Origin of the sequence: Falsiroseomonas ponticola (genome assembly GCF_016805305.1) — a bacterium.
GTDB classification, from domain to species: Bacteria; Pseudomonadota; Alphaproteobacteria; order Acetobacterales; family Acetobacteraceae; genus Falsiroseomonas; species Falsiroseomonas ponticola.
Window position 1 is genome coordinate 462714 of record NZ_JAERQN010000002.1, and the last position, 26532, is coordinate 489245.

The window sequence follows — 26532 nt, forward strand, 5'->3', positions numbered from 1 at the left end:
CAAAGATGGTCCCACGCATCGCCCAACTCCGTGCCGCCTTCCGGCGTTCGCTAGGCCTCGGTGCACCGAAGCCGAGCGAACCGCGCCCCTGGCTGCTGTTTTCCGCCGCGGTCGGCCTTGTCGCCCTATGCCTGCTCGGCATCTACAGCATCTTAATGCACCGCGGCCAACAGGATGCGATCGCGGAGGCTGAACGGCTGACCCAGGGAGTCGCGGCCGGGTTGGCGGACCAGCTGACCCGCGCCATGCAGACCGTGGACCTGGTGGTGATGGACGCGGCGGAGCGCCTGGCGGAGACCGACCCCGCCACCGTCACCCGCCAGATCACCGGCCGCATCCGCGACGTGCCCCAGATGCGCGCCCTGCTGGTGACGGACGCGCAGGGCTTCATCATCGCCAGCTCCGTGGAGGGGCTGCGCGAGGCCTCGGTCGCGGACCGCGAATGGTTCCGCCTGCTGCGCTTCGGCAACCAGGCGCTGCGGCTCGGCGCGCCGGAGGCCGGGCGCTTTATCGGCCCGCAGGGGCGCAGCATCCAGCAGGCCGGCGGGCTCTATTCCATCCCCTATGCGCGCGCGATGCGCGGTGCGCGCGGCGAGTTCCAGGGCGCCATCGTCGCCGTGCTGAACCCGGACTACCTGGTGGGCGTCGCGCGGCGCCATGCCGATGCCTTCGGCGCCATCGTCCGCGTCCATTCCTTCCAGGGCCTGCTGCTGGCGCGCTCCGACGGCGCGACGCAGGGGGTGGGGGAGCTCAATTCCTCCTCCTGGATCTTCCGCGACTTCCTGCCGCGGCGGGAGACCGGGACCTGGGCCGGCGTGGACCAGGACGGGTCGGAGGTCGTCGCCTCCTTCGCCGTCACGCGGCAGGGCACCTTCGTGGTGGAGACGGCGCGCAGCCGCGCCGATGCGCTGGATACCGCCAACCGCCTCGGCGCCCTGCTGGCCGCCGGCGTCGCGGCGGCGGCGGTGGTGACGCTGGTCGCGCTCTGGCTGCTGGTGCGCCAGGCGCAGGCCCTGAAGATGCAGGGCCAGCGCCTGGCGGAGAGCGAGCGCGCGGCGGTCGCCGCCAGCCGGGCGAAGGAGGAGTTCCTCGCCTCCATGAGCCATGAGATCCGCACGCCGATGAACGGCGTGATCGGCATGACGGGGCTGCTGCTCGACACCGGGCTCGATGGCGTGCAGCGGCGCTATGCGGAGACCATCCAGGGTTCGGCCGAGCACCTGATGATGGTGCTGAACGACATCCTCGACTTCTCCAAGCTCGAAGCCGGCGCGCTGCAGCTGGAAAGCGTGCCCTTCAACGTGGAGCAGGAGATCGCGACGATCGTCGAGCTCTTCGCCCCCCGCGCCGCGGCGAAGGGGGTGGAGCTGGTCTGCGCGCTCGCCCCCGACCTGCCCCACAAGGTGGTGGGCGACCCCGGCCGCATCCGGCAGATGCTGTTCAACCTGGTGGGCAACGCCATCAAGTTCACGGAGACCGGCTGGATCCAGGTGGCGATCTCGATCGAGGCGGAGCTGGACTACTGGCGGCTGCGCGTCTCCGTCTCCGACACCGGGATCGGGATCGAGCGCGACAAGATCGGCATGCTGTTCGAGCGCTTCACCCAGGCCGATGCCTCCATCCGCCGCAAGTATGGCGGCACGGGCCTCGGCCTCGCCATCTGCAAGAAGCTGGCCGAGGAGATGGGCGGGGGCATCGAGGCGGTGCCCCGCCTGGCCGGCGTGCGCAATGGCGGCGGCAGCATCTTCCGCTTCACCGTCAAGGTCGGGCGCGTCGAGGGCGACCAGCTGCCGCTGACGGGCCTCTCCGGCCGCCGCATCCTGGTGGTGGACGACCTGCCCCTGAACCGGGAGATCATGGTCCGGCAGCTGGCCGGGATGGGGGCGGAGGCGATCGCGGTGGCCGATGGCGGCACCGCGCTGGCGGCGCTGCGCCAGGCGGCGTCGCAGGGCCGGCCCTTCGAGGCCGCGGTGCTGGACGGGCAGCTGCCGGATGGCGACGGGCTCGCCCTCGCGCGGCGCATCCGCCAGGAATGGGACGCCTTCGGCCGGCCGCGCCTGCTGCTCTGCGCCTCCGGCTCCACCGATTCGCGGGAGGCCAATGGGCAGGGCGTGCTGGACGGGCTGCTGCTGAAGCCCGCCCTGCCCACGCGGCTGCGGGATGCGCTGCTGGTGGCGGTGGCGCCGCCCAAGCCCGTGGCCGCGCCGCCGCCCCGGCCGGAGGCGCCGGCCCCGGCCGAGGCCGCCGGGCCGCAGGTGCGGGTGCTGCTGGTGGAGGACAACCCGACCAACCAGCTGGTGATGAAGACCATCCTCACCCGCGCCGGCGCTTCCGTGGTGGTGGCGGGCGATGGGCAGCAGGCCGTGCAGGCCGCCCGCGCCGCGCAGTACGACGTGATCCTGATGGACCTGCAGATGCCCGTGATGGATGGGCTGGAGGCGACGCGCGGCATCCGCGGCCATCCCGGCCCCAACCGCCGCACCCACATCATCGGCCTGACCGCCGCCGTCGGCCCCGAATTCGAACGGCAGTGCCGGGAGGCGGGGATGGACGATTACGTGGGCAAGCCGGTGCAGCGGGACCTGCTGCTGCGCAAGCTGGGCCTGGCGGCGAAGGCGGCGGGGTCCCAGGCCGCCTGATCCCCGCGGATTCAAGGGCCTGGCCGCCAGGGGCGCCTGGAATTTAGGAATACTACCCTTTTAGCCGATTATGCCATTTATGCGCCTTTAACACGATTCTCGCGGGGTCGGCGCCGGTGGGCGGGCGGGGCGCGGGGCAGGGGATGGCCAGTGTCCTAGGTATATTATCCTTTGCGCCGGGGGCTGTCAATCGAGATCCAGCCCCTCCAGCGCCACGGCCAGGCCGCCACGCGCCTGGCGCTGGGCGCCGGCGGCGATGCCGGCGATGGCCCAGCCCTCCCCCTGCCGGACCAGCAGCGGCCCGCCGGAGGCGCCGCGCGTGGCGGCGCAATCATGCCGGATCAGCCAGCGCAGCCCGGGGTCGCGGAAGCGGCCCTGCACCCGGCAGGTGGTATCGGCCAGCAGCGCATGCGCGCGGTCCTGCTGCCAGCCCGCCAGCATGGCCGGCGCCGCCACCCCGGGCAGCGCGGCGCGCGGCAGCACCGGGCCGGGCAGGGGGGTGGCGAGGCGCAGCAGCGCCCAATCCGCGCCGACCGGCCCGCGCGCGGCCGCATCGAAGCCCGGGCCCAGCCGGATCTCCCGCACCCGCGCATGGGCCTGGAAATCGCCGCGCTCATAGCCCGCCAGCACATGGGTGCGGCCGGGGAGGACCGGGTTGCCGGTCCGCGGCGCGACGAGGCAATGGGCGGCGGTCAGCACGCGGTCGGGCGCGATGAGGGCGCCGGTGCAGCGCGTGCCGGCCTCGGTCTGCACGCGCACCAGGCTGGACCAGGGGGCGGCGCGGATATCGACGGGCTGCCGGGCCTCCACCGCCGGGTCCAGGCCGGGGCGGGGCAGCGGCTGCGCCAGGGCGGCGGCCGGGACCAGCAGGGCGAGGACGGCCAGGCGGCGGGGCATGGGGGCAGGCTGCGCCGGGCGGCGATGCGTGTCGAGGCGCGGCTGGCGCGCCCGCGTAACGTCCCGCCCCAGCGGGGCGAAGCAGCGGCGTGACGTCCGGCAGCCGCCTCGGCCCGATGGGGGGCCTCATCCCGCGCCGCGCCCTGCCCGGCGCGGCGGGCGCGCGCATCCGCCCGGCGTGGTGGTGAGGGTGGGTCGGCCGCACCTCGCCGGCCTGGCCCTGGCCGGCGCGGGCGGCGCGGCGGTGCTGGCGGCGACCCTGCCGCTGGCGGACCGCGCCCTGCCTGCAATCTTCGCCGTGGCGCTGCTGCTGGGCGCGGCCTTCGCCTGGCTGGATTTCGGCTTCGCCGGCGGCTTCCGCGCCCTGCTGGAGGAGGGCGATCCGCGCCCGGTCGGCGCCAGCCTCGTCATCCCCGCCGTCGCCGCGCTGGTGATCCTGCCGGTGGCGGGGCTGGCGGAGGGCTATGTCCGCTACATCGCGCCGGTCGGGCTGCAGTTGCTGATCGGCGCCGCGATGTTCGGGCTGGGCATGCAGGTGGCCAATGGCTGCGGCTCCGGCGTGCTGGTGGCGGCCGGGCAGGGGTCGCGGCGCATGTTCGTGGCGCTGCCCTTCTTCTGCCTGGGCGGGGTGCTGGGCGCGCTGCTGCTGCCGATGGGGGCGATGCTGCCGGCCTTCGAGGCCATCGACCTGCTGGAGCTGCTCGGCCCCTGGGGCGGGCTGCTGGCGACGGAGGCGCTGCTGGGCGTCTTCGCCATCGCCTTCCTGCGCGGCCGGCCCCTGCCCTGGCCGGCGCTGCGGGCGGGCGCGGTGATCGGGGCGCTGGCGGCGCTGCTGTTCCTGGCCTCCGGCACGCCCTGGGGGATCACGACGGGGCTCACCCTCTGGGCGGCGAAGCCGCTGCAGGCGCTGGGCTGGGACCTGGCGGCGCAGCCCTTCTGGCAGGTGGACTGGGCGCGGGATGCGCTGGCCGGGCCGGTGCTGGCGAACCATGCCTCGCTGTCCGATATCGGCCTCGTGCTGGGGGCGCTGGCCGCGAGCGCCTGGCAGGGCGGGCTGCGCCACCGCGTGCGGCTGGGGTGGCGGGGTGCGCTCGGCGCCGCGCTGGGCGGCTTGCTGATGGGCGTGGGCGCGCGGCTTTCCGCGGGCTGCAATGTCGGCGCCTTCATCGGCGGCGCGGCCTCCGGCAGCCTGCACGGCTTCGTCTGGCTGCTGGCCGTCATCCCGGGATGCTGGATCGGCATCCGGCTGCGCCCGGTCTTCGGGCTGCCGCGGCGGTAACCGTCAGCCCAGCAGTTCGGCCACGAAATCCGGCACCAGCCGCGTCGCCGGGCCGTGCCGGGCCTCGTCGAAGCGGCGGCTGCCGGCGCTGGGCTCCAGGTTCAGCTCCAGCGTGCGCGCCCGTCCCGCGACCTCCGCCACGAAGCCCGCCGCGGGATAGACGTTGCCGGAGGTGCCGATGGAGACGAAGAGGTCGCAGGCCTCGAGCGCCGCGCCGATGCGCTCCATCTGCATCGGCATCTCCCCGAACCAGACGATGTGCGGGCGCATGCCGCCGGTGGCGCCGCAGGCGGGGCAGGGGGTGGCGGTGGAGAGGTCCTCCACCCAGGGGTGCACGGCCTCGCATCGCCGGCAGCGGGCCTTCGCCAATTCGCCATGCATCGCGACCATCCGGCGAGAACCGGCGCGGGCGTGCAGATCATCGACATTCTGCGTCACCAGCAGCAGGTCGCCGGGCCAGCGGGCATCGAGCTCCGCCAGCGCCCGGTGGGCGGCGTTGGGGGCGATGGCCGGGTCGCGCAGCTGCGCGCGGCGGGCGTTGTAGAAGGCGTGGACGCGGGCGGGGTCGCGGGCGAAGGCCTCGGGCGTCGCGACATCCTCGATCCGGACTTTCGCCCACAGCCCGTCCTTGTCGCGGAAGGTGGCGAGGCCGGATTCGGCGGAGATGCCGGCGCCGGTGAGGATGACGATGTTTCGCGGGGTCATGCGGCGATCCTAGCGCGGCCGGCCCGGTCCGTGGCGGGCGAATCCGCTTCCCCGTGGCGCCCGCCCCGCGTCATTGTTGGTGCATCGGAACGGATGGTCGGGGACGGGCCCCATGATGGGACGGCGCTTCTTCCTGGCCGGGGGCTGCATGCTCTGCGGCTGCGCCGGCGCGGTGCACCAGGTGCCGCCCGTCACGGGCGCGCAGCTGGGGCTGGCGCAGGCGGAGGTCGAGGAGGCGGGCGGCGCGCCGCCGCGGCGCCCGATGCCGGAGAGGCAGGCCCAGGCGATGATGCGGTCCGCCCTGGCGCGCATCCGCCCGGCGGCCACGCGGCTGTGCCAGGAGATGGCGGTGGGCGTCTGCCACTGGGAGGTCCGCACCAGCCGCGACCGCACGCTGAATGCCGCGGCGGGCGGCGAGGGCCGCATCGTCATCAACCAGGGCATCATGGAATACGCGGCGAATGAGGAGGAGGTCGCCCTCGTCATCGGCCATGAGATGGGGCACCACGCCGCCAACCATGTGGCGAGCAGCCGGGATGCGCGGGGCGTGGGCAGCGCCATCGGCGCGGCGGTGATGGCGGCGGCGACCGTCGCGGCCGCGGCGGGCGGCCATGTCAGCGCGCGCAGCGCGCGGCGCAGCGTGGAAAGCGGCGCCAATCTCGGCGGGGCCGTCGGGCGGCTCGTCTTCTCGAAGGAGCAGGAGCGGGAGGCCGACTACCTGGCGGCGGCGATCCTCTACCGTTCGGGGATGGATCTGGGGAAGGCGCGGGGGTTCCTGGTGACCATGGCGCGCCTGTCGGGCCGGATGGAGACGGGGCTGTTCGACAGCCACCCGGCGGGGCCGGAGCGGATCGCGGGCTGGGACGAGGCGATGCGCGACCTGGCGCGCAGCAACGGGGCGCTGCCGCCGCGGCGGGCGGTGTAGCTACCGCCTGGCCGGCAGCCGCCAGATCATCGCCGTCAGCGCCACGCCGAGGCCCACCAGCAGCCAGGGCACCACCCAGGGGCCGCCCGCCAGGTCCGCGCCGAGGCCGAGCGCCGCGGGGATGACGGCGACGCCGATGGTGGCCGCCGCCACCTGCATCCCGACCGCCTGCGCCGCCAGGCCGGGGCCGACCCGGGCCGGGGTGCGGGCCATCACGGTCGGGAAGACCGGCGCCAGCGCCAGGGCGGCGACGGACAGCGCCACCAGGTCCGCGACCCCGGTCGCGAAGGCCAGCAGCGCCAGCAGCGCCACGGGGGTGAACAGCCGCAGCACGCGGTCGGCGCCCAGCCGGTCCAGCACGAAGCCCAGCGCCAGGCGCCCGCCCGTCAGCGCCGCGAAGAACAGGGTGGCGGCGATCGCGCCCTCGGCCGGGGTCGCGCCGCGCGCGCCGGTCATGATGGTGGCGGCCCATTGGCCGGCCCCGGCCTCCAGCCCCGTATAGAGGAAGAAGACCAGCACCTGCAGCCGCGCGACCGGGTGGCGCAGCACCGCCAGCGGGCTGGTGCGGTCCGCGGGCGGGCGGGGCGCGCCATCCTCCCACCGCCCCCGCGTCGCCAGGAAGCAGAGGGTGAGGAGGCCGAGCGCCAGCGCCACCGCGGCATAGCCCGCCTGCCAGCCGAAGCCGGCCGCCAGCAGCGCGGCGGCGGTGGCGGGGCCGAGCGTGGCGCCCACCCCCCAGAAGCCGTGCAGCCAGTTCATGTGCCCCGGCTTGAAGCGGGAGGCGGCGAAGAGGTTCATGGCCGAATCGACCGCGCCGCCGCCGAAGCCCGCCAGCACGGCCAGCGCGACGAAGCCCGCCCAGGGCGGCGCGAAGGCCTGCGCCCCCGCGGCGATGGTGGTGGCCGCCAGGCTGCCCACCAGCACGCCGCCGATGCCGGCGCGCGCGATCATCCGCCCCGTCAGCAGCCCCGCCACGACATAGCCGGTGGCGACGGCGGCCAGCACCAGGCCGAGCGCCGCGTTCGGCACCCCGTAATGCGGGCGGAGCGAGGGCCAGAGGCTGCCCGGCATCGGGTCCGGCAGGCCGAGGCCGATGAAGGCGAGGAAGGCGAGGGCGAGGAGGGGCACGCGCCCGCCTACACCGGAACGGCGGCGGGCTCCACCGTGCCGGGGTTGCCGCCGGGCTCCGCGCCGGGGCAGGCTTCCGGACCACAAGGGGAGGAACCGCCATGCCATTGACGGTCAAGGACATGCTTGCCGACGCCAACGCCGCCGTGCCGCGGATCGCGCCGGCGGAGGCGGTGCGGCTGGCCGAGGAGCCGGGCGTGCTGCTGCTCGATGTCCGGGATGCCGCGGAAGTGAAGGCCAGCGGCAAGGCCGCGGGGGCGGTCGCGGTCAGCCGCGGCCTGGTGGAGTTCCGCGCCGACCCGGACAGCCCGATGCATGATCCCGCCCTGAAACAGGCGGGCACGATCCTGGTCTATTGCGCCTCCGGCGGCCGATCCGCGCTGGTGGGCAAGACGCTGAAGGACATGGGCTACGACGATGTCCGGAACCTCGGCGGGTTCAAGGACTGGGTGGAGGCCGGCGGCGCGGTGGAGCCGGGCTGAGGCGGAGAACCCCGGGCCGGCCTCGCGGCCGGTCCGGGTGGTGCGGCTTCAGGCGGCGTCGCCGGTATCGGCCTTCAGACCGGCGGCGGTGATGCCGGCCACGGCGCAGACCTCGTCCTTGTCGGAGGCATCGCCGGAGACGCCGACGGCGCCCAGCACCGCGCCATCCGCCGCGCGCACCAGCACGCCGCCCGGCACCGGCACGGCGCGGCCGCCGGCCAGGTCCGACAGCGCGTTCATGAAGCCGGGCATGGCGGTGGAACGGCGCGCCAGCTCCCGCGACCCGAAGCCCAGCGCCATGGCGCCGAAGGCCTTGCCCCAGGCGATGTCGGGGCGCAGCAGGCTGCACCCATCCTCCCGCAGCGCGGCCTTCAGGTGGCCGCCGGCATCCAGCACCACCACCGTCAGCGGCGCCAGGCCCAGCTCCCGCCCCTTGGCGAGCGTCGCATCGACGATGGTGCGGGCGGCGGCGGCGGTGATGCCGTGCTGGAAGCCGGCGGGGGCGGTGTTGCTCATGGCGGGTTCTCTCCGGTGATGCCGCTCTCTGCGGTGTCCGGCCGCCGCTGTGAAGGGGGCCTCAGCGGATCGGCAGCTCGAGGGGGCTCGACCGGCTGCCATCGGCGAAGACGGCGGTCAGGATCAGGGTGCGGGCATTGGGCGGGGCCTGCATCTCCACCACCGCGCGGGGCGGGTCGCCGGCCAGCAGCACCTCATCCGGCACGCCGACGGGCACCACGCGCGGGCGGCGTTCGGCATCGGTCGCCCATTTCACCGCGATCAGCCCGGCGCGCAGATGCCCCGCCACGGCGAAGTTGTTGAGCCGCCCGCCCGCCAGCCGCCCCGGCGCGTAGCTGGCGAAGGTGCCCTGGCGCTGCAGCGTGCGCTGCGCCTGGTCCCGGATCGCCTGGGCGGGGTCGAAGGTCACGGCCACTTCCGGGCTGGTGACGCCGTCCCGGTCCAAATAGCGGAAGCGCATGGGCTGCACGCGCCAGGGGCGGTTCACCCGGATGGTGGGCGCGGGTTCCCCGGCGCGCTGCGCGACTTCCGCCCAGACCGCGCCATCCGCATCCGACCCGCGCACGAACTGGACGGAGGTCGCGGGTTCCGGCGCCATCACGCGCAGCAGGATGGGCTGGTTGGCCTGGCCCGGCGGCGGCGCGACCGCGGTGATGGACAGCCGGCGCTGGGAGACCTCCCGCGTCCAGGACAGGGCCAGCATCTCCTCCTGCAGCCGGGCCACGGCGGCCTGGTGCAGGAAGCGGGCGGCGAAGGCGGGCAGGCGGTCCTCATCCTCGAAGGCCGCGATCAGGGTGGCGATGCGGCCGGCCTGCGCCACCGTCGGCCCCTGCTGCCCGGCGGCGGCGATCAGGGACCGGGCCAGCGCGGCGGTCGCCAGCAGCGCCTCCGGGTCCTGCGCCACGATGCGGGCCAGGGCGGCGATGCGCTCCGGCCCCTCCGGCAGGGCCATGGCCTCCACATGCTCCCGGAAGGCGGCGGGGAGGTTGGCGGGCAGGGCGGTCAGCGCGTCGCGCACCCCCGGCAGGCCGGTCGCCATCAGCCCGTCATGCAGCAGCAGCGCGTCGGGGCGCGGGTCGGCCGCGCGGCGGATCGCCTCCGCCAGGGCGCGGGCGCTCTGCACCGGCTCGTCCCGGGTGCGGAGGAGGATGGCGTTGTAGAGGAATTCATCGGCCGAGGCCGGGCGCGGCCGCAGCGGGGGCTGCGCCTGGTCCAGCGCCGCGCGCAGCTCCTCCAGCGCCGCGATGTCGTGGCGGGGTTCCCCGAACCAGCGATCCTGCTGCGCGGCGACGCTGGCCGAGAGGCTGCCCAGCACGCCGCGCTGGATGCCGGCGGCGTATTGCAGGCCGGCGAGCAGCACGAAGCCCAGCAGCAGCAGCGCGGCGCTGGCCATGATGCCATGGGGCCAGGAGGCGTCCCGCTTCGCCCGCGCGAGGGCGAGCCCGGCGCCGAGGCCGATCGCCGCCAGCAGCGCGAGCACCGGCACGGCGGGGAAGGCGGGCTGGAGGACATCGCCCGCCAGGCCCAGCACGGCCAGCGCGCCGAGGGCGATGCCGGTGAGGGCCGGGCGGTCCAGGAAGGGTCGGATCAGGCCACGCATGGCGGCGTGATATGGGCTCACGAAGCCGTGGGCAACCGTCGCGCGGGATGGCGCGGCGATATGGCAATGGGGGGTTTACCGCGGCTCGCGCGGCGCGCGAGTGCTGCTATCGGAGGTTGGTGGGGCGGGTGCGGGAGGCGCGCCTTACCCAAACCCTCCCCCCCCACCGGGGGAGAGGGCTTCCATGGCCGCGGCGGCGCGCGGGCGCGCTACATGCCGCCGATGTCGTTCGGCCCGCCGCCTCCTGAAGATAGCGAAGCGGTCGGGCGGCGGCGGCCGGCAGGTCCGCTACATCCCCCCGATGTAGTTAGGGCCGCCACCCCCCTCCGGCGTCTTCCAGTCGATGTTCTGCGTCGGGTCCTTGATGTCGCAGGTTTTGCAGTGGACGCAGTTCTGCGCGTTGATGACGAGGTGCATCTCGCCCTCGGCGTTGCCGGCCTCGCTGCCCACCGCCTCATAGACCGCGGCGGGGCAGTAGCGGCTCTCGGGGCTGCGGAACTTCTCCCAGTTCGTCCCCTTCCACCGGCCCGGGTCGCGCAGCACCAGATGGGCGGGCTGGTCCTCCTCATGGTTGGTGTTGGACAGGAAGACGGAGGAGAGGCGGTCGAAGGTCAGCACGCCGTCCGGCTTGGGATAGGTGATCCTCGTCGCCTCGGCGGCGGGCTTCAGCGTCTCGTGGTCCGCATGGTGGGACCAGGTCCAGGGCGCCTTGCCGCGGAAGAGGTAGGTGTCGAGCGCCGCATTCACCATGCCGCCCCAGAAGCCGTATTTCGCGAAGCCCGGGCGGATGTTGCGCACGCCCTGCAGCTCCTCCCACACCCAGCTCGCGCGGATCGCCGTCTCGTAGCTGTCGAGCACCGCCGGGCGGTCGCCGGCCAGGGCGGCGGCGATGGCCTCCGCCGCCACCATGCCGGACTTCATGGAGGTATGCGTGCCCTTGATCTTCGGCACGTTCAGGAAGCCCGCCGTGTCGCCCGCCAGCATGCCGCCGGGGAAGACCAGCTTCGGGATGGCCTGGATGCCGCCCTCGTTCAGCGCGCGGGCGCCGTAGCTGATGCGCTTGCCGCCCTCGAGGAAGCCGCGCACCGCCGGATGCGTCTTGAAGCGCTGGAACTCGTCGAAGGGGGAGAGCCAGGGGTTCGGATAGTCCAGCCCCACGACGAAGCCGACGCTGACCAGGTTGTCCCCCAGCATGTAGAGCCAGGACCCGCCATAGGTGTCGGAGGAGAGCGGCCAGCCGGTGGAATGCCAGACCAGGCCGGGCTTGTGCTTCTCCTTCGGGATCTCCCACAGCTCCTTCATGCCGAGCGCGAAGGTCTGGGGTGCCACGCCGGCGCGGAGGTTGAAGGTCTCGAAGAGCTTCTTGGTGAGGCTGCCGCGGCAGCCCTCCGCGAAGACGGTGTAGGTGGCGCGGAGCTCCATGCCTGGCTGGTAGTTCGGGCCCTTGGTGCCATCCCGCTGGATGCCCATGACGCCGGCGACGACGCCACGCACCTGGCCCTCCTCGATGATCGTCTCGCTGGCCGCGAAGCCCGGATAGATCTCGACGCCCAGCGCCTCCGCCTTCGCCCCCAGCCAGCGGCAGACATTGCCGAGGCTGACGATGTAGTTGCCCTCATTGTGCATCTGCGGCGGCGTGGGCAGCTTGAAGCCCTTCGTCTCCGTCAGCAGCATGAAGCGGTCATCGGTGACGGGCGTCGCCATGGCGGGCGGGTCGTCGCGCCAGTCCGGGAACAGCTCGTCCAGCGCGCGGGGTTCCAGCACGGCGCCGGAGAGGATGTGCGCGCCGATCTCGCCGCCCTTCTCCACGACGCAGACGGTGGTGTCGGGGCTCAGCTGCTTCAGGCGGATGGCGGCGGCGAGGCCGGCGGGGCCGCCGCCCACCACCAGCACATCGAACTCCATCGCTTCGCGCTGCTCGGTATCCCCGCTCATTCCGCTGTTCCTTCCGGCGTATCGATGCCTGCTGGGTGGCTGGCTTGGCTCGGCTAAGCTCGCCTGGCCTTCGCAGATAGCGTCGCAAGCCATTGCGCGGAACCCCGCCCCGCGCCGATATGACCCCATGGAGGCAGGATATCGCGAGGAGCTGCTGGCCGCGCTGCGGCTGCAGCTGGAATGGGGGGTGGACGAGGCGCTGGAGGAAGCGCCGGTCGATCGCTTCGCCGCGCGCGCCCCGGTGGCGGAGCCGCCGCCGGTCCTTGCCGCCCCCGCGCTGCAGCCCGCCGCGCGCCCGGTGCTGCCGCTGGTGCCGCCGCCGGCCGCCGCCGCCGCCGCGCTGGCCGCCGCGGCGCAGGACCTGGCCGCGCTGAAATCCGCGATCGCGGAGGCCGACAGCCCGCTGCGCGACACCGCCACCAACCTGGTCTTCAGCGACGGCGTGGCGGAATCCGGCCTGATGATGATCGGCGAGGCGCCGGGCGCCGATGAGGACCGCCTGGGGAGGCCCTTCGTCGGCGTCTCCGGCCAGTTGCTGGACCGGATGCTGGCCAGCATCGGTCTGGACCGGACGCGGAATTTCTACCTGACCAACATCCTGCCCTGGCGCCCGCCCGGCAACCGGACGCCGACGGATGCGGAGATCACGCTCTTCCTGCCCTTCCTGATGCGGCATATCGAGCTGGTGCGGCCCCGCCATTTGGTGCTGCTGGGCGGCGTCTCGGCCAAGGCGCTGCTGCGGGCGAAGGACGGGATCACCCGGCTGCGCGGGCGCTGGCACCAGGTGGAGACGCCGGCCGGGCCCCTGCCGGCGCTGGCCACGCTGCACCCCGCCTACCTGCTCCGCACCCCCGCCGCGAAGCGGGAAGCCTGGTCCGACCTGCTGCTGCTGCGGCGGACACTTGATGGTGATGACGCGGCGCGGTGACGATTTTCGACAGAAAAAGCGCTGCAAGAAAGGCCGGTAACCGGCTGATTCCATAACAGACCGTCTCAATAAGCGAGAATCGTTCCGGATTCGGGGGTTGCCATCCCCTTTTGGTGGCGTCTAGGGGTTTCGGGCCATGCGAGCGATCTGCCCCATGGCCCTACGCCGCCGGCTGGCTGCCCCCTCACGCTCCCTCGTGATGGTGGCCCTGGTCGGGGCGACGATGATGGCGGGGGCTCAGGTCCCCGCCTTCGGGCAACGGGCCGACCAGACCGCCATGAGCGTCCCACGTCCTGCGGTGCAGGGCGGGGTCGCCGGGTTCCCGCAACCCCTAGCGCCGTCCGATGCGACGCGCCTCCGACGCATTTTCGAGCTCCAGTCACGGGGCGAGAATGCGCTGGCGGTGCGGGAGATCGAGCGGCTGGATGACCGTCGCCTGGTCGGCCACGTCCTGGCCGACCGGTGGCTGCGCGGCCATGAGCCGCCGCTGCCGGAGCTGCTGTCCTGGCTGACGGATTATGCCGACCATCCGGATGCGCCGCGCATCCACGCGATGCTGGTGCGCCGCGCGCCGCGCGGCATGGCCCTGCCGCCGGCACCCGCCCAGGAAGCGCTGGCCGATGGCGCGGAAGTGGTGCCGGAGGAGCGGGAGCCCGCCACCCGCACCATCACCCGCAATGCCAGCCTGGACCGCGTGGTGCGGGACCGCGCGGGCAATGGGGACGATGCCGGCGCCCTGGCCGCCATCGCCCGCGCCCGGGTGGATGCCCCCTATGCCGCGCTGCTGCGGGCGGAGGTCGCGCAGGCGATGCTCCAGGCCGGGCGGGACCAGGATGCCTTCCGCATCGCCTCCGACGCCGCGCGCAATTCCGCCGGCACGGCCTTCCCCGGCTATATCGCGGGCCTGGCCGCCTGGGCGCTGGACCGGCCCGACGTGGCGCTGGCCTATCTGGAGCATGCGGCGCGGTCGGAGATCGCCTCCCCTGCCATCCGCGCCGGCGCCGCCTTCTGGACGGCGCGCGCCGCGGTGCGGGCCCGCCGGCCCCAGGCCTATGTGCCCTGGATGATGCAGGCGGCGCAGGAGCCCCGCACCTTCTACGGCATGGTGGCGCGCCGCGCGCTCGGCCTGCCCATGGGCTTCGCCTGGGAACGCGAGATCGCGGGCGAGGGCGAGGCCGCGGCCATCGCCGAATCGGCCGCGGGCTGGCGCGCGCTCGCCCTGCTGCAGATCGGGCAGCGGGAGAGGGCGGAGGCGGAGATGCGCGCCCTCTGGCCCCGGGTGCAGGGCAATGCGGGCGTGCTGCGGGCCATGCTGCTGCTGGCCTCCCAGGCCGGCATGACGGACCTGGCGGCGCAGCTGGCGGCGCTGAGCCAGACGGCGGATGGCAGGCCGCGCGACTTCGCGCGCTTCCCGCTGCCGCGGCTGGAGCCGATGCTGGGCTTCCGCGTCGATCCGGCGCTGCTCTATGCGCTGGCACGGCAGGAATCGAATTTCGACCCGCGCGCGGTGTCGCCGGCCGGGGCGCGGGGGCTGCTGCAGATCATGCCCGCGACCGCCAGCTACGTGACCGGGGACAACAGCCTGCGGGGGTCCAACGTCTCCCGCCTGCATGATCCCGGCTTCTCGCTGGAGGTGGGGCAGCGCTACGTCCACTACCTCGCCCGCAGCGAGAACGTGAATGGCGACCTGATCCGGCTGCTCGCCTCCTACAATGCGGGGCCGGGCAATCTCGGCCGCTGGCTGCCGGCGATCCGGCACCGGGACGACCCCTTCCTGTTCATCGAGAGCATCCCGGTGGGGGAGACGCGGCAATTCGTGCAGCGCGTGCTCGCCTATTCCTGGATCTACGCGGCGCGGCTGGGCCTGCCCTCGCCCAGCCTCGATGCGCTGGCCACGGGGCGGTTCCCCCAGTTCCAGGACACCCAGGCGGTCGCCGCCATGCTAACACCGCGCTGAACGATGCCCCCCGCTCCGGCGGGGGGCTTTCCAGCGACGGGTGGTGCCATGCCGATCGACGAGTCGAGAAAATTCGTGCCGGTGAACATCGCGGTGCTGACAGTGTCGGACACGCGTGACCTGGCGAGCGACCGGAGCGGGGAGACCCTGGCCGGGCGCATCACCGCCGCCGGGCATGTGCTGGCGGCGCGGGAGATCGTGAAGGATGACGCGACCCTGATCGAGGCGGTGCTGCGCCGCTGGATCGCCGACCCGCAGGTGGATTGCGTCATCACCACCGGCGGCACCGGCATCACCGGCCGGGACGTGACGCCGGAAGCCTTCGCCCGGGTGCTGGAGAAGGAGATCACCGGCTTCGGGGAGCTGTTCCGGATGCTCAGCTACCAGAAGATCGGCACCTCCACGATCCAGTCGCGGGCGATCGGCGGCGTGGCGGGCGGGACCTACCTCTTCGCCCTGCCCGGCAGCACGGGGGCCTGCAAGGATGCCTGGGACGACATCCTGGTCTGGCAGCTCGACAGCCGCCACCGGCCCTGCAACCTGGTGGAGCTGATGCCCCGGCTGCTGGAGCATCTGAAGGCGGCCTGACGGCCGGGGGCAGGGGGACGCCCGCGCATGGCCGCCCCGCGACCGCGCCGGTTGGTCCGCGCCGCCGCCCCTGCCAGTATGGGCGCAGACAGACCGAGGCCGCATGTCCCGCCCCCTGCAAGGCGTGCTGATCCAGATCGCGGCGCTCGCCCTTTTCGTCACCATGGATGCGCTGCTGAAGCTGCTGGTGGCGCGCTATGCCGTGCCGCAGCTGATGTTCGTGCGCTTCGTCTTCCACCTCATCCTGGTCTTCGCCGCGGTGCGGCTGCTGACCGGGCGGCTGCCCTTCCGCAGCCGGGCGCCCTGGCTGCAGGCGGCGCGCAGCGTCACGCTGGCGGTGGCGAACTTCTTCTTCTCCCTCTCGCTCATCCACATCTCGCTGGCCGATGCCACGGCGGTGTCCTTCGCGGCGCCGGTCTTCACCGTGGCGCTGGCGGCGCTGCTGCTGGGGGAGCAGGTGGGGCGGGTGAAGTGGATCGGCGTCGCGCTCGGCATGGCGGGCGTGCTGGTGGCGCTGCGCCCCCCCTTCCTGACCGGGGAGCCGCTGCACTGGGCCATGCTGCTGCCCCTGGTCACGGCGGCGGCGAACACCGCCTACCAACTGCTGACGCGCAAGCTCGCGGGGCTCGATGACCCGCACACCACCTTCCTGCACACCGGCATCGCGGCCGCCGGCGTCTCCGCGCTCGCGCAGCCCTTCGTCTGGGTGGAGCCCGCGGCCTGGGACTGGCCGCTCTTCGCCGCCCTCGGCCTGCTGGGCGGGCTCGGCCATTGCCTGCTGGTGCTGGCCTTCGCCCGCGCGCCGGCCAGCGTGCTGGCGCCCATGTCCTATACCCAGCTGGTCTGGGCGGGGCTGGCCGGCGTACTGGTCTTCGGCGACTGGCCGGATGGCTGGACGCTGCTCGGCGCCGCCATCATCGCGGCGGGGGGCATCCTGGTCGCGGCACCCTCCGCCACCCCCGCCCGTGCCACAATCCCGCCGCGCTCATCGTCTTGAAGGGGGGTATGACACCCTCGTGGCATCTTCGGGCTTGCGCGACCCTGCCCGAAGGGACTAGCCGGGGGCACCCTTCGCAGACTGGCCAGGCATGACCATCCGCACCGATGCTCCCGACCGAGACCACCCCCGTGCCGCGCTGGATGCCGATGGCGTCCGCGACGCCTACCGGCGCTGGGCCGGCGTCTATGACGCGGTCTTCGGCGGGGTCTCCGCCTATGGCCGCCGCCGCGCGGTGGCGGAGGTGAACCGGCTGCCCGGCACGAAGGTGCTGGAAGTCGGCGTGGGCACCGGCCTCGCCTTGCCGCGCTACCGCGGGGACAAGCGCGTCGTCGGCATCGACCTGTCGCGGGAGATGCTGGAGAAGGCGGCGGAGCGGGTGCGGGACGAGAAGCTCGGCCATGTCGTCGGCCTGGCGGAGATGGATGCGGAGCACATGGCCTTCGCCGATGGCGCCTTCGACATCGCCGTCGCCATGTTCACCGCCAGCGTCGTGCCGAACGCCAAGGACCTGTTCGCGGAGATGTCGCGGGTGGTGCGCCCGGGCGGGCACCTGCTGTTCGTGAACCATTTCGCGGCGGAGGACGGGCCGCGCTGGTGGGTGGAACGCGCCATGGCGCCGCTGTCCCGCCTGCTGGGCTGGCACCCCGACTTCGCGCTGCGGGACCTGCTGGACCCCGCCACGGTGCAGGTGGAGCTGATGGAGCCCTGCCAGCCCGCCGGGCTGTTCACGCTGGTCAGCGTGCGCAACGCGCCGGGCGAGACGCTGGCCGTCGCGGCCTGAGCGGCCCTGCCTGACGGACAAGGCGGGGCTCAGGCCGCCGCCGCCCCGCGCCGGCCGCGCATGACGCCGGCGCGCACCAGCGCCGCCGCCGCCACCATCAGCCCGCCCAGCGTGCCGATCACGCCGGCCGAGTTCAGCGACAGCTCGAGCCCGAGCGCCGCCGGCACCGGCCCGGCCAGCGCATAGCCCACGCCGCCCAGCGCCGCGCCCAGCGCCGCCCCGCCCAGCACCTGCGCGCCGTAGCGGTCCGTCATCAGCCGCAGCGCCGCCGCCGGGCAGACCAGCATGGCGACGACCAGGATCGAGCCCACCGATTCGAAGGCCGCCACCGCCGCGGCCGCCACCAGCAGCGCCAGGCCGAATTCCAGCGCGCGGGACGGCATGCCGAGCGCCGCGGCGTAGCCGGGGTCGAAGCAGATCAGCTTCAGCGGCCGCCACAGCGCCGCCACCACCACCGCCACCACGATGCCCACGCCGGCCAGCAGGCCGAGCTGCCGGGGCAGCCCCTCCAGCGCCGCCGGGTCGAACAGGGAATGCAGCCCCTCCGCCTGGGCCCAGACCAGCGTCTCCAGCTGGCCGAACAGCACGCAATCCAGGTCGAGATCGACGCTGCGCGCGCCGGTCGTCTCCATCAGCACCAGGCCCACGGCGAAGAAGGTGGTGAAGATGGCGCCGATGGCGGCGCCGGGGTCGAGCCGCGCGGCGCGCTGCACCACGCCGATCAGCACCACCGCCAGCAGCCCCGCCACCATGGCGCCGGCCAGCATGGGCAGCCCGCTGCGCGCGCCGGTGATGGCGAAGCCCAGCACGATGCCCGGCAGCACGGCATGGGACAGCGCATCCCCCACCAGCGATTCCCGCCGCAGCACCAGGAAGCTGCCGAGCAGCCCGCAGGTCGCCCCGGCCATCAGCGCCGCCAGCAGGGGCGGCAGGTCCAGCATCAGGAAATCCCGGATCGTCATGGCCGCCTCTCCCCCAGCTGGTGCGGGCTGGCCGGCAGGGCGGAGGGTTCCGGCAGCAGCCTTGCCGCCACCTCCGGCGGCAGCCCGTGCTCCACCAGATCCGCCAGCCGGTCGGCGGAGGCGATGTCCGTCGCGCCGGCGGCCAGCAGGTGGTGTTCCACCGCGCGATGGGCGCGCACGGCCCGGCGGGCGGCGGCGGCGCCGCGCGGCGTCAGGTGCACATGGCCGTCGGCGCGGGCAATCAGGCCGCGCTGCGCGAGCCAGAAGGCGAGCCAGCGCGCGCGGCCGACCGTCCAGCCCCGCGCCGCCGCCACCGCGCCGATCGGCGCCCAGCGATCCCCCGCCGTGCCGGGCCCGGCGCCGGCGGCTTCCTGCGCTTCCCAGGCGGCGCGCAGGAAATGCTCGGTATCGGCGGCCAGGCGCCGGCGCAGATGGGTGTGCAGCTGCGCCAGCAGCCCGCGTTCCGGCGCCAGCAGCAGCGCCAGGGTGAAGACGGCGGCCAGCGCCAGCACCACGGCGGCGCCTGTCGGCACCTCCGGCCGGAGCGCGGAGACCCAGGCGCCGGCCGCGCCGCAGACCGCGCCGATGACGGCGGAGATGGCCAGCATCCGCGGCAGGCGGAAGGTGAGGAGGCGGGCGGTCGCCGCCGGCAGCACCAGCAGCGCCACCACCAGGATCAGGCCCACCGCCTGCAGCCCCGCCACGCAGACCAGCACCAGCAGCCCGAGCAGCAGCAGGTCCACCCGCTGCACGCCGAGCCCCTGCATGCGGCAGAAATCCGGGTCGAAGCAGACGGCGCGCAGCCGCTGGAAGGCCGCCAGGCAGACCACCAGGCAGATGGCGGCGACCGAGGCCGCGACCACCGCATCCTCCGCCCGCATCGCCGCCGCCTGGCCCAGGATGAATTTCGACAGCCCCGCCTGCGCCGCCCCCGGCTGCGTCTGCAGCCAGGAGAGGATGGCGACGCCGAGGGCGTAGAAGGAGGAGAGGACGATGGCGATGGCCGCATCCTCCCGGATCCGGCCCGTGCGCGCCAGCGCCTGCACGGCCAGCACGCCGAGCACGCCGGCCGTGGCCGCGCCCGCCAGCAGGGGCGGCAGGGCGCGCGGGTCGCCGCCCAGCGTGGCGACGATCAGCGCCGCGATGGCGACGCCGGGCAGCGCCGCATGGCCGACCGCATCCGCCACCAGCGCGCGGCCGCGCAGCAGGGAGAAGGTGCCGACGGTGCCGGCGGCGAGCCCGAGCAGCGCGCAGCCCAGCAGCACGACGGCGGTGTTGTAGGCGATCACGGCGCGGCCCTCACAGCGCCTTGGCCTCCGCCGCCCGCACATTCGCCTGGTCCAGCAGCGCGAGTCGCGCGCCATAGGTCGCGCCGATATTCGCGCTGGTGAAGGCCTCCGCCACCGTCCCGCTGGCGAAGACCCGGGCGTTGATCAGCAGGACGCTCGAGAAATAGTCGGGGACGGTGCCGAGGTCGTGGTGCACCGCGACCACGTGCCGCCCGCGCGCCGCCAGGTCCCGCAGCACGGCGACGATGGCCTGTTCCGTCGCGGCATCGACCGCCGCGAAGGGTTCGTCCATCAGCACCAGGTCGGCATCCTGCGCCAGCGCGCGCGCCAGGAAGACGCGCTGCTGCTGGCCGCCGGAGAGCTTGCCGATCTGCCGCTCCGCGAAGCCCTCCATCCCCACCTGGGCGAGGGCCGCGCGCGCGGCATCGCGGTGGCGCCGCGGCACCGGGCCCCACCAGCGCATCCGCGGGTAGCGCGCCATGCAGACGACATCGAGCGCGGTGGCCGGGAAGTCCCAATCGACGCTGGCGCGCTGCGGCAGGTAGCCGACGCGGTCGCGCACTTCCTCCAGCGGCCGGCCGAAGAACCGCACCTCCCCGGACAGGGCCGGCACCAGGCCGAGCGTCGCCTTCAACAGGGTGGACTTGCCCGCGCCATTGGGGCCGACGATGGCGGTCAGGCCCGGGGCGGCGTTCCAGGTCACGTCCCAGACCGCCGGCCGTTCCCCATAGGCGACCGTCAGATGGCTGACCGAGAGCGGGGGCGCGACGGTCATGCCGCGAGGCGCCCGTTCAGCCCGCGCGGCGGCACCCGGCCGCCGAGCGCCCGGGCGATGATCGTCACGTTGTGGTCGATCATGCCCTCATAGGTCCCCTCATAGGTGCCGGCCTTGCCCATGGCGTCGGAGAAGAGGTTGCCGCCCAGCGCCACCCGCTGCCCGCGCGCGCCCGCGCCCTCGATCAAGGCGCGCACCGCGCGGTCGGGCACGGAGGTCTCGGCGAAGACGGCGGGGACGCGGCGATCCACCAGCTTGCGGACCAGCGCCTCGATCGCCGCCAGGTTCGCCTCGGCCTCGGTCGAGAGGCCCTGGATGCTCTCCACCTCCAGCCCGTAGCGGGCGCCGAAATAGGCGAAGGCGTCATGCGCGGTGACGAGGACGCGGGCATTCGCCGGGATGGTCCCGATCGCCTCCCGCGCATAGGCGTCGAGCCGGGCGAGGCGGGCCTGGAAGCGGGCGAGGTTGTCGGCGAAGGCCTCCCGCGAATCGGGGGCGAGGCGGGACAGCGCCTCCGCCGCCGCGGCGGCGGCGAGGGACCAGAGGGAGGGGTCCATCCAGAGATGCGGGTCGGCGGCGTCCGGATAGTCCGGATTGGCGCGCAGCCGGTCCCGCGGCACGCTTTCCCCGATCAGCACCACCGGCTTGCCGGCCGCGCGGACGCGGTCCAGCACATCCCCCATCCGCCCTTCCAGGCGATGGCCGTTGGCGAAGACGGCGTCGGCGGCCAGCAGGCGGGCGATGTCGGAGCGGGTCGGGCGGAACAGGTGGGGGTCCACGCCTTCGCCGATCAGCGTCTCCGCCCGGATGCGGCCGCCCGAGACCTCCCGCACCACGTCGCCCACCATGGCGACGGTGGCGAGCACGCTGCGCGGCGCGCGGGGCGTGGCCTGGGCCCAGGCGGGCGCCAGGGCGGGCAGGGGCAGGGTGGCGCCGAGGCCGGCGGCCAACAGGGAACGGCGGCCCATGGCCACATATGAACGTGTGTTCACGTGTACTCCTGTTGATGTCTTGGGCTCTTCAACTCTTCACATATCCAAGTCTTTTCAAGGACTTGGCCTTGTCGTCCACATGGAATGGCGCGCTGTCCGCGTCAAGCGCCGCTTTACCTTTCCGCAAGGTGGCGCGAGGGTGAGGGGGCGCGGGCCGACCGCGTCACGGGGGGCCTGGCAGGCATGGCGGTACGCGGCGCGCGCATTCCCGAGGACCAGGTCGTCGAGCTGGCGGAAATGTTCCAGATGATGAGCGACCCGACGCGGCTGCGCATCATCCTGGCCTGCCTCGATGCGCCGGTCTCGGTCGGCGACATGGCGGACGGGCTCGGCATCTCGGCCTCCCTCGTCTCCCACCACCTGCGCCTGCTGCGCGCGGCGCGGCTGCTGATGGCGGAGCGGCGGGGGCGGCAGGTCTTCTACGTGGTGGGGGACAGCCACATCCGGTCCATGCTGACGGACATGCTGGACCATGTGGCGGAAGGGGAGGTGGAGGCGGAGCAGGCGCCGGGCGCCTGAACGCGCCGGCGGGGGCCCGCTGCACGGGAACGTGGCCGATTCCTTAACCTTCTCAGTGTGACACATGGTGCCGTCATCTTGCGATGACGGCGGGCAGGCTCACTTGTGCAGTGCGGGACCGACAACTATGGTCGCGCCGCGGTGGCCCATCCCCCCTTTGCGGGGCGAAGGGCCGCCAGCACGGCCACCGGCGGGCGGGTCGCCCGGTGGTTGGGGAGCGGAATTCGGGCGCGCCTGGCGCGCCTACGGGACGACAGGATGCGGCACGTGATCAGTGCGTTTCGAGGTTTCGCGGGGCGGGCCATCTCCGCCTTCGCCTTGGCGTTGACGGCGATGCTGTTCGCGGGGGGCGAAGCCCTCGCGCAGGGCATGGTCGGCGCGCCTCAGCCCTGGGGCATGGGGCTGCAGGCCTCCGGCGGGCCGATCAAGGACGCGATCTCGTCCTTCAACTCGCTGGTCTTCTGGATCATCGTCGTCATCACGATCTTCGTCTTCCTGCTGCTGTGCTACGTGGTGTGGAAGTTCCGGGCGGAGGTGAACCCGAACCCGTCCCGCACCAGCCACAACACGCTGCTGGAAGTGGCCTGGACGGTGATCCCGGTGCTGATCCTGGTGGTCATCGCCATCCCGTCCTTCCGCCTGATCTACTACCAGGACCGCGCGGTCGACGCCGACCTGACGATCAACGTGCAGGGCCGCCAGTGGTACTGGCACTACGGCTACCCCGACCACGGCAACTTCACCTTCGACAGCTACCCGGTGCAGACGGCCGACCTGCAGCCCGGCCAGATCCGCAACCTCGACGTGGACAACCCGCTGGTGATCCCCGTCGGCGCCACGGTCCGCATCCTGACCACGGGCCAGGACGTGATCCACAGCTTCTTCGTGCCCTCGCTCGGCGTGCAGAAGTACACGATCCCGGGTCGCACCATGGAAACCTGGCTGCGCGCCGACCGCGCCGGCACCTTCTACGGCCAGTGCAACCAGATCTGCGGCGTGAACCACTGGTTCATGCCGATCGTGGTGCGCGCCGTGCCGCCGGCCGAATTCCAGGCCTGGGCCGAACAGGCGAAGACCCGCTTCGCCGAAGGCCTGCCGCCCGGCCCGGTGCCCGCCCTTGCCGGCGCGGCGCCCGCCACCACCCTGAATGCCGCGGCCCCGGCCGCCCCCACCCTGAATGTCGCGGAGGCCCGCCGGTAAGGCGGGGCTCCAGAGCCAACACGAGAAGCGGACACACCCCAGATGGCGACCGCGGCACACGACGCCCCCCACGGGTCTCACGACCACCACGACCACACGCCTTCCTTCGTGAACCGGTGGCTGTTCTCCACCAACCACAAGGATATCGGCACGCTCTACATCGGCTTCTCGCTGATCGCCGCGATCGTCGGCATCGGCCTGTCGCTGCTGATGCGCATGGAGCTGCAGCAGCCCGGCATGCAGATCTTCGCCGATGGCCAGATGTGGAACGCCTATGTCTCCGCCCACGGGCTGATCATGGTGTTCTTCGTGATCATGCCCGCGCTGATCGGCGGCTTCGGCAACTGGTTCGTGCCGATCATGATCGGCGCGCCGGACATGGCCTTCCCGCGCATGAACAACATCAGCTTCTGGCTGCTGGTGCCGGCCTTCCTGATGCTGGCGAGCAGCCTGTTCATCGGCGGCGGCGCCGGCGCGGGCTGGACGATCTATCCGCCGCTGTCGGATGACACCTACCAGACGGGCCCGGCCATGGACATGGCGCTGTTCGGCCTGCACCTGGCGGGCGCCAGCTCCATCCTCGGCGCGGCCAACTTCATCACCACCATCTTCAACATGCGCGCCCCCGGCATGACGCTGCACAAGATGCCGCTCTTCGTGTGGTCGATGCTGGTGACGGCCTTCCTGCTGCTGCTGTCCGTGCCCGTGCTGGCCGGCGCCATCACCATGCTGATCACCGACCGCAACTTCGGCACGGCCTTCTTCGACCCGGCCGGCGGCGGCGACCCCGTGCTGTTCCAGCACCTCTTCTGGTTCTTCGGCCACCCCGAAGTCTACATCATGATCCTGCCGGCCTTCGGCATCATCAGCCACGTCATCTCCACCTTCTCGAAGAAGCCGGTGTTCGGCTACCTCGGCATGGCCTACGCCATGGTGGCGATCGGCGTCGTCGGCTTCATCGTGTGGGCGCACCACATGTACACCTCCGGCATGGACGTCGACACGCGCGCCTACTTCATGGCCGCGACGATGGTCATCGCCGTGCCGACGGGCATCAAGATCTTCTCCTGGATCGCCACCATGTGGGGCGGCAGCCTGACGCTGAACACGCCGATGCTGTTCGCCATCGGCTTCATCTTCCTGTTCACCGTCGGCGGCGTCACGGGCGTGGTGCTGGCCAATGCGGGCATCACGCAGATCCTGCACAACACCTACTACGTGGTCGGCCACTTCCACTACGTGCTGTCGCTGGGCGCCGTCTTCGGCATCTACTGCGGCATCTACTACTGGCTGGGGAAGATGTCCGGCCGGCAGTACGACGAGAAGCTCGGCAAGATCCACTTCTGGCTGACCTTCGTCGGCGTGAACCTGACCTTCTTCCCGATGCACTTCCTGGGCAACCAGGGCATGCCGCGCCGCTACCCGGACTACCCCGATGCCTTCTGGGGCTGGAACCTGGTGGCCTCCGTCGGGTCCTACATCTCCGTCGCCGCCTTCCTGTTCTTCTTCTACGTGATCTGGCACACGCTGACGAAGGGCGCGAAGGCCGCCGCCAACCCGTGGGGCGAGGGTGCGACGACGCTGGAATGGCAGGTCTCCTCCCCGCCGCCCTTCCACACCTTCGACGAACTCCCCCGCATCCGGTAACGGTAATGAGCGGAGCCACGATCGAGCCGAAGGGGGCGCAAGCCCCCTTCACCACATCCGGGGCGGACCTGTCCGAGGTCCGCGACTGGATCGCCCTGCTCAAGCCGCGGGTGATGTCGCTGGTCGTCTTCAGCGGCCTGGTCGGGCTGCTCGTGGCGCCGGTCTCCATCCCGCCGGCGCTGGGCTTCGCCGCCATCCTCTGCATCGCGGTGGCGGCCGGCGCGGCCGGCGCCATCAACATGTGGTACGACCGGGACATCGATGCGCTGATGCGCCGCACGGCGCGCCGGCCCATCCCCGCCGGGCGGATCGAGCCGGGTGCCGCCCTCGGCTTCGGCATCACGCTCGGCGTCGCCTCCGTCGTGCTGATGGGGCTCGCCACCAACTGGGTGGCGGCCGGCTGGCTCGCCGCCTCCATCCTGTTCTACGTCTTCATCTACACCATGTGGCTGAAGCGCCGGACCAGCCAGAACATCGTCATCGGCGGCGCCGCCGGCGCCTTCCCGCCGATCATCGGCTGGGCGGCCGCGACCGGCGACGTGACGCTGGTGCCCTGGCTGCTCTTCGCCATCATCTTCTTCTGGACGCCGCCGCATTTCTGGGCGCTCAGCCTCTGGGCCCATGGCGACTACGCCCGCGCGGGCGTGCCCATGCTGCCGGTGGTGGCCGGGGCGAAGGAGACGCGGCGCCAGATCCTCTACTACACCATCATCCTGGCACCCCTCGGCCTGTCGCCCTGGCTCGTCGGCTTCTCCAGCCCCGCCTATGCGCTGGTGGCCGCGGTGCTCGGCGGCATCTTCCTGCTGCATGCCGTGCGCACGCTGCGGGAGGCGCAGGACGATCAGGGGCGGAGCCTGGCGAATGACGCCGCGGCGCGGCGGACCTTCAGCTTCTCCCTCCTCTACCTCTTCCTCCTCTTCGGCGCGCTGGCCGTGGACAAGCTGGTGTTCGGCTGATGACGCCCGAGGAGAAGGCGGAATTCGAGCGTCGGCGCCGCGCCCGCAACTGGGCGCTGCTCTCCGTCCTGATCGCGCTCGTCATCCTGTTCTACTTCATCTCCACCGCCCGGCTGCTGCGGGGTTGAGGCCCCGCCGCGGCACGCCCAGGTGATGTCCATGGAACAAGACCGGCAACAGACCCTCGCCCGCCGCAACCGCCGCACCGCCATGGCCGCCTTCGGCGTGGTGGCCACCATGGTGGGCGTCAGCTTCGCGGCCGTGCCGCTCTACCAGCTCTTCTGCCGCGTCACGGGCTTCGGCGGCACGCCGATGATCGGCAGCGCGCCGGCGCCGGGCGCCGGGCAGCAGACCGTCACCATCCGCTTCAACGCCAACACGCAGCCCAACCTGCCCTGGCGGTTCGAAGCCGTGCAGGCCAGCCAGACGCTGCATGTGGGGGAGGAAGGGGTCGCCTTCTACCGCGCCCGCAACACCGGCACGGCGCCGGCCACGGGCGTCTCCACCTACAACGTCACGCCGGAGACGGTGGGCCGCTACTTCCACAAGACCGCCTGCTTCTGCTTCGAGGAGCAGACCCTGACCCCGGGGCAGGAGGTGGACATGCCACTCGCCTTCTGGATCGACCCGCGCATCGCGGATGATCCGAACACCCGCAACATCCGCACCATCACGGTCAGCTACACCTTCTTCCGCACGCTGGCGGATGCGGAACGGTCGGGCGCGCTGGCCAATGCGGGGCCGCATGTCGGCCGGCGGGACGCGCCGCCCCAGGGAACGCCGTGAACGACGCCATGAGCAAACGGGCCGTGAACGGCGCCGAGAATTGACG

General features: G+C 72.9%; 25 protein-coding genes. 15 read left to right on the forward strand and 10 right to left on the reverse strand.

Translation table 11 applies throughout. The features are described 5' to 3' along the window. Positions 1-221 precede the first annotated feature (221 nt). Positions 222-2639 carry a hybrid sensor histidine kinase/response regulator gene (locus JJI54_RS09675; protein WP_203072751.1) on the forward strand — a complete coding sequence of 806 codons (2418 nt, stop codon included), beginning with the start codon at positions 222-224 and terminating at the stop codon, positions 2637-2639. A gap of 186 nt (positions 2640-2825) precedes the next feature. Here JJI54_RS09675 and JJI54_RS09680 read toward each other — a convergent pair whose 3' ends face one another. Continuing rightward, positions 2826-3536 (reverse strand): trypsin-like serine peptidase, encoded by a 711-nt coding sequence (locus JJI54_RS09680; protein ID WP_203072752.1) that lies wholly within the window; start codon positions 3534-3536, stop codon positions 2826-2828. Between the two features lie 184 nt (positions 3537-3720). On the opposite strand from JJI54_RS09680, the gene JJI54_RS09685 reads away from it, so the two are divergent. After that, complete coding sequence (locus JJI54_RS09685; protein WP_203072753.1) at positions 3721-4815, forward strand: YeeE/YedE thiosulfate transporter family protein; 1095 nt, start codon at positions 3721-3723, stop codon at positions 4813-4815. A gap of 3 nt (positions 4816-4818) precedes the next feature. Here the strand turns inward: JJI54_RS09685 and JJI54_RS09690 are convergent, their stop codons facing one another. Beyond that, positions 4819-5520 carry an NAD-dependent deacylase gene (locus JJI54_RS09690; RefSeq protein ID WP_203072754.1) on the reverse strand — a complete coding sequence of 234 codons (702 nt, stop codon included), beginning with the start codon at positions 5518-5520 and terminating at the stop codon, positions 4819-4821. Positions 5521-5632: 112 nt separating this feature from the next. On the opposite strand from JJI54_RS09690, the gene JJI54_RS09695 reads away from it, so the two are divergent. Next, a complete protein-coding gene (locus JJI54_RS09695; protein ID WP_203072755.1) occupies positions 5633-6445 on the forward strand; it encodes a M48 family metallopeptidase in 813 nt (270 codons plus the stop codon). On the opposite strand, the gene JJI54_RS09700 is transcribed toward JJI54_RS09695, so the two are convergent. Further along, positions 6446-7573 (reverse strand): MFS transporter, encoded by a 1128-nt coding sequence (locus tag JJI54_RS09700; RefSeq protein ID WP_203072756.1) that lies wholly within the window; start codon positions 7571-7573, stop codon positions 6446-6448. 101 nt (positions 7574-7674) lie between these two features. Here JJI54_RS09700 and JJI54_RS09705 point away from each other — a divergent pair, with 101 nt between their 5' ends. Then, positions 7675-8055, forward strand: coding sequence for a rhodanese-like domain-containing protein (locus tag JJI54_RS09705; RefSeq protein WP_203072757.1), 381 nt, complete (start codon positions 7675-7677; stop codon positions 8053-8055). Between the two features lie 48 nt (positions 8056-8103). Here the strand turns inward: JJI54_RS09705 and JJI54_RS09710 are convergent, their stop codons facing one another. The 3 genes from JJI54_RS09710 to JJI54_RS09720 form a co-directional block, all read right to left on the reverse strand. Continuing rightward, on the reverse strand, positions 8104-8571 hold the full coding sequence (locus JJI54_RS09710) for a GlcG/HbpS family heme-binding protein (protein WP_203072758.1): 468 nt from the start codon (positions 8569-8571) through the stop codon (positions 8104-8106). 61 nt (positions 8572-8632) lie between these two features. Next, positions 8633-10171: a serine/threonine-protein kinase gene (locus tag JJI54_RS09715; protein WP_203072759.1), complete on the reverse strand. Its 1539-nt coding sequence runs from the start codon at positions 10169-10171 to the stop codon at positions 8633-8635. Positions 10172-10459: 288 nt separating this feature from the next. Continuing rightward, positions 10460-12106 carry an electron transfer flavoprotein-ubiquinone oxidoreductase gene (locus tag JJI54_RS09720; RefSeq protein WP_226381591.1) on the reverse strand — a complete coding sequence of 549 codons (1647 nt, stop codon included), beginning with the start codon at positions 12104-12106 and terminating at the stop codon, positions 10460-10462. A 127-nt stretch (positions 12107-12233) separates the two neighbouring features. Between JJI54_RS09720 and JJI54_RS09725 the strand changes: the two genes are divergently transcribed. From JJI54_RS09725 to JJI54_RS09745, 5 genes are all read left to right on the forward strand, one after another. Beyond that, positions 12234-13034 (forward strand): uracil-DNA glycosylase, encoded by an 801-nt coding sequence (locus tag JJI54_RS09725; protein ID WP_203072760.1) that lies wholly within the window; start codon positions 12234-12236, stop codon positions 13032-13034. Between the two features lie 403 nt (positions 13035-13437). Continuing rightward, positions 13438-14991: a lytic transglycosylase domain-containing protein gene (locus JJI54_RS09730; RefSeq protein ID WP_318987476.1), complete on the forward strand. Its 1554-nt coding sequence runs from the start codon at positions 13438-13440 to the stop codon at positions 14989-14991. A 48-nt stretch (positions 14992-15039) separates the two neighbouring features. Then, the gene (moaB, locus tag JJI54_RS09735) at positions 15040-15579 is read left to right on the forward strand and encodes a molybdenum cofactor biosynthesis protein B (RefSeq protein ID WP_203072762.1); all 540 of its coding nucleotides are present in this window, start codon (positions 15040-15042) and stop codon (positions 15577-15579) included. Positions 15580-15682: 103 nt separating this feature from the next. Next, the gene (locus JJI54_RS09740) at positions 15683-16576 is read left to right on the forward strand and encodes a DMT family transporter (protein WP_203072763.1); all 894 of its coding nucleotides are present in this window, start codon (positions 15683-15685) and stop codon (positions 16574-16576) included. A gap of 91 nt (positions 16577-16667) precedes the next feature. After that, a complete protein-coding gene (locus tag JJI54_RS09745) occupies positions 16668-17360 on the forward strand; it encodes a class I SAM-dependent methyltransferase (protein WP_203072764.1) in 693 nt (230 codons plus the stop codon). A gap of 29 nt (positions 17361-17389) precedes the next feature. Here JJI54_RS09745 and JJI54_RS09750 read toward each other — a convergent pair whose 3' ends face one another. Genes JJI54_RS09750 through JJI54_RS09765 form a run of 4 tightly spaced genes read right to left on the reverse strand, consistent with a single transcriptional unit; the run spans position 17390 to position 21378 of the window. Then, positions 17390-18322 (reverse strand): metal ABC transporter permease, encoded by a 933-nt coding sequence (locus tag JJI54_RS09750; protein WP_203072765.1) that lies wholly within the window; start codon positions 18320-18322, stop codon positions 17390-17392. Continuing rightward, positions 18319-19611: a metal ABC transporter permease gene (locus tag JJI54_RS09755; protein WP_318987477.1), complete on the reverse strand. Its 1293-nt coding sequence runs from the start codon at positions 19609-19611 to the stop codon at positions 18319-18321. The genes JJI54_RS09750 and JJI54_RS09755 overlap by 4 nt, the downstream gene beginning before the upstream one ends. A 10-nt stretch (positions 19612-19621) precedes the next feature. Next, positions 19622-20386: a metal ABC transporter ATP-binding protein gene (locus JJI54_RS09760; protein ID WP_203072767.1), complete on the reverse strand. Its 765-nt coding sequence runs from the start codon at positions 20384-20386 to the stop codon at positions 19622-19624. Then, positions 20383-21378, reverse strand: a complete 996-nt coding sequence (locus tag JJI54_RS09765) for a metal ABC transporter solute-binding protein, Zn/Mn family (protein ID WP_318987478.1) — start codon at positions 21376-21378, stop codon at positions 20383-20385. Before JJI54_RS09765 ends, JJI54_RS09760 begins: the two co-directional genes overlap by 4 nt. A 183-nt stretch (positions 21379-21561) precedes the next feature. Between JJI54_RS09765 and JJI54_RS09770 the strand changes: the two genes are divergently transcribed. The 6 genes from JJI54_RS09770 (at position 21562) to JJI54_RS09790 (ending at position 26486) form a co-directional block, all read left to right on the forward strand. Further along, positions 21562-21897, forward strand: a complete 336-nt coding sequence (locus JJI54_RS09770; RefSeq protein WP_203072768.1) for an ArsR/SmtB family transcription factor — start codon at positions 21562-21564, stop codon at positions 21895-21897. Between the two features lie 258 nt (positions 21898-22155). Then, positions 22156-23097 (forward strand): cytochrome c oxidase subunit II, encoded by a 942-nt coding sequence (gene coxB / locus JJI54_RS09775; protein ID WP_404817609.1) that lies wholly within the window; start codon positions 22156-22158, stop codon positions 23095-23097. A 42-nt stretch (positions 23098-23139) separates the two neighbouring features. Next, positions 23140-24744 carry a cytochrome c oxidase subunit I gene (ctaD, locus tag JJI54_RS09780; protein WP_203072769.1) on the forward strand — a complete coding sequence of 535 codons (1605 nt, stop codon included), beginning with the start codon at positions 23140-23142 and terminating at the stop codon, positions 24742-24744. A gap of 5 nt (positions 24745-24749) precedes the next feature. Next, positions 24750-25700, forward strand: coding sequence for a heme o synthase (locus JJI54_RS09785; protein WP_203072770.1), 951 nt, complete (start codon positions 24750-24752; stop codon positions 25698-25700). Then, positions 25700-25828 (forward strand): hypothetical protein, encoded by a 129-nt coding sequence (locus tag JJI54_RS32635; RefSeq protein WP_264177167.1) that lies wholly within the window; start codon positions 25700-25702, stop codon positions 25826-25828. Before JJI54_RS09785 ends, JJI54_RS32635 begins: the two co-directional genes overlap by 1 nt. Before the next feature lie 31 nt (positions 25829-25859). Further along, positions 25860-26486, forward strand: a complete 627-nt coding sequence (locus tag JJI54_RS09790) for a cytochrome c oxidase assembly protein (RefSeq protein WP_226381593.1) — start codon at positions 25860-25862, stop codon at positions 26484-26486. Positions 26487-26532: the final 46 nt, after the last annotated feature.

What these genes read in the sequence shown, in the direction of transcription:
- JJI54_RS09680 (WP_203072752.1), bottom strand. Translation starts at nt 3,536, where the DNA reads ATGCCCCGCCGCCTGGCCGTCCTCGCCCTGCTGGTCCCGGCCGCCGCC.
- JJI54_RS09690 (WP_203072754.1), bottom strand. Translation starts at nt 5,520, where the DNA reads ATGACCCCGCGAAACATCGTCATCCTCACCGGCGCCGGCATCTCCGCC.
- JJI54_RS09695 (WP_203072755.1), top strand. Translation starts at nt 5,633, where the DNA reads ATGATGGGACGGCGCTTCTTCCTGGCCGGGGGCTGCATGCTCTGCGGC.
- JJI54_RS09705 (WP_203072757.1), top strand. Translation starts at nt 7,675, where the DNA reads ATGCCATTGACGGTCAAGGACATGCTTGCCGACGCCAACGCCGCCGTG.
- JJI54_RS09710 (WP_203072758.1), bottom strand. Translation starts at nt 8,571, where the DNA reads ATGAGCAACACCGCCCCCGCCGGCTTCCAGCACGGCATCACCGCCGCC.
- JJI54_RS09715 (WP_203072759.1), bottom strand. Translation starts at nt 10,171, where the DNA reads ATGCGTGGCCTGATCCGACCCTTCCTGGACCGCCCGGCCCTCACCGGC.
- JJI54_RS09720 (WP_226381591.1), bottom strand. Translation starts at nt 12,106, where the DNA reads ATGAGCGGGGATACCGAGCAGCGCGAAGCGATGGAGTTCGATGTGCTG.
- JJI54_RS09725 (WP_203072760.1), top strand. Translation starts at nt 12,234, where the DNA reads ATGGAGGCAGGATATCGCGAGGAGCTGCTGGCCGCGCTGCGGCTGCAG.
- moaB (WP_203072762.1), top strand. Translation starts at nt 15,040, where the DNA reads ATGCCGATCGACGAGTCGAGAAAATTCGTGCCGGTGAACATCGCGGTG.
- JJI54_RS09740 (WP_203072763.1), top strand. Translation starts at nt 15,683, where the DNA reads ATGTCCCGCCCCCTGCAAGGCGTGCTGATCCAGATCGCGGCGCTCGCC.
- JJI54_RS09745 (WP_203072764.1), top strand. Translation starts at nt 16,668, where the DNA reads ATGACCATCCGCACCGATGCTCCCGACCGAGACCACCCCCGTGCCGCG.
- JJI54_RS09750 (WP_203072765.1), bottom strand. Translation starts at nt 18,322, where the DNA reads ATGACGATCCGGGATTTCCTGATGCTGGACCTGCCGCCCCTGCTGGCG.
- JJI54_RS09760 (WP_203072767.1), bottom strand. Translation starts at nt 20,386, where the DNA reads ATGACCGTCGCGCCCCCGCTCTCGGTCAGCCATCTGACGGTCGCCTAT.
- JJI54_RS09770 (WP_203072768.1), top strand. Translation starts at nt 21,562, where the DNA reads ATGGCGGTACGCGGCGCGCGCATTCCCGAGGACCAGGTCGTCGAGCTG.
- coxB (WP_404817609.1), top strand. Translation starts at nt 22,156, where the DNA reads ATGCGGCACGTGATCAGTGCGTTTCGAGGTTTCGCGGGGCGGGCCATC.
- ctaD (WP_203072769.1), top strand. Translation starts at nt 23,140, where the DNA reads ATGGCGACCGCGGCACACGACGCCCCCCACGGGTCTCACGACCACCAC.
- JJI54_RS09785 (WP_203072770.1), top strand. Translation starts at nt 24,750, where the DNA reads ATGAGCGGAGCCACGATCGAGCCGAAGGGGGCGCAAGCCCCCTTCACC.
- JJI54_RS32635 (WP_264177167.1), top strand. Translation starts at nt 25,700, where the DNA reads ATGACGCCCGAGGAGAAGGCGGAATTCGAGCGTCGGCGCCGCGCCCGC.
- JJI54_RS09790 (WP_226381593.1), top strand. Translation starts at nt 25,860, where the DNA reads ATGGAACAAGACCGGCAACAGACCCTCGCCCGCCGCAACCGCCGCACC.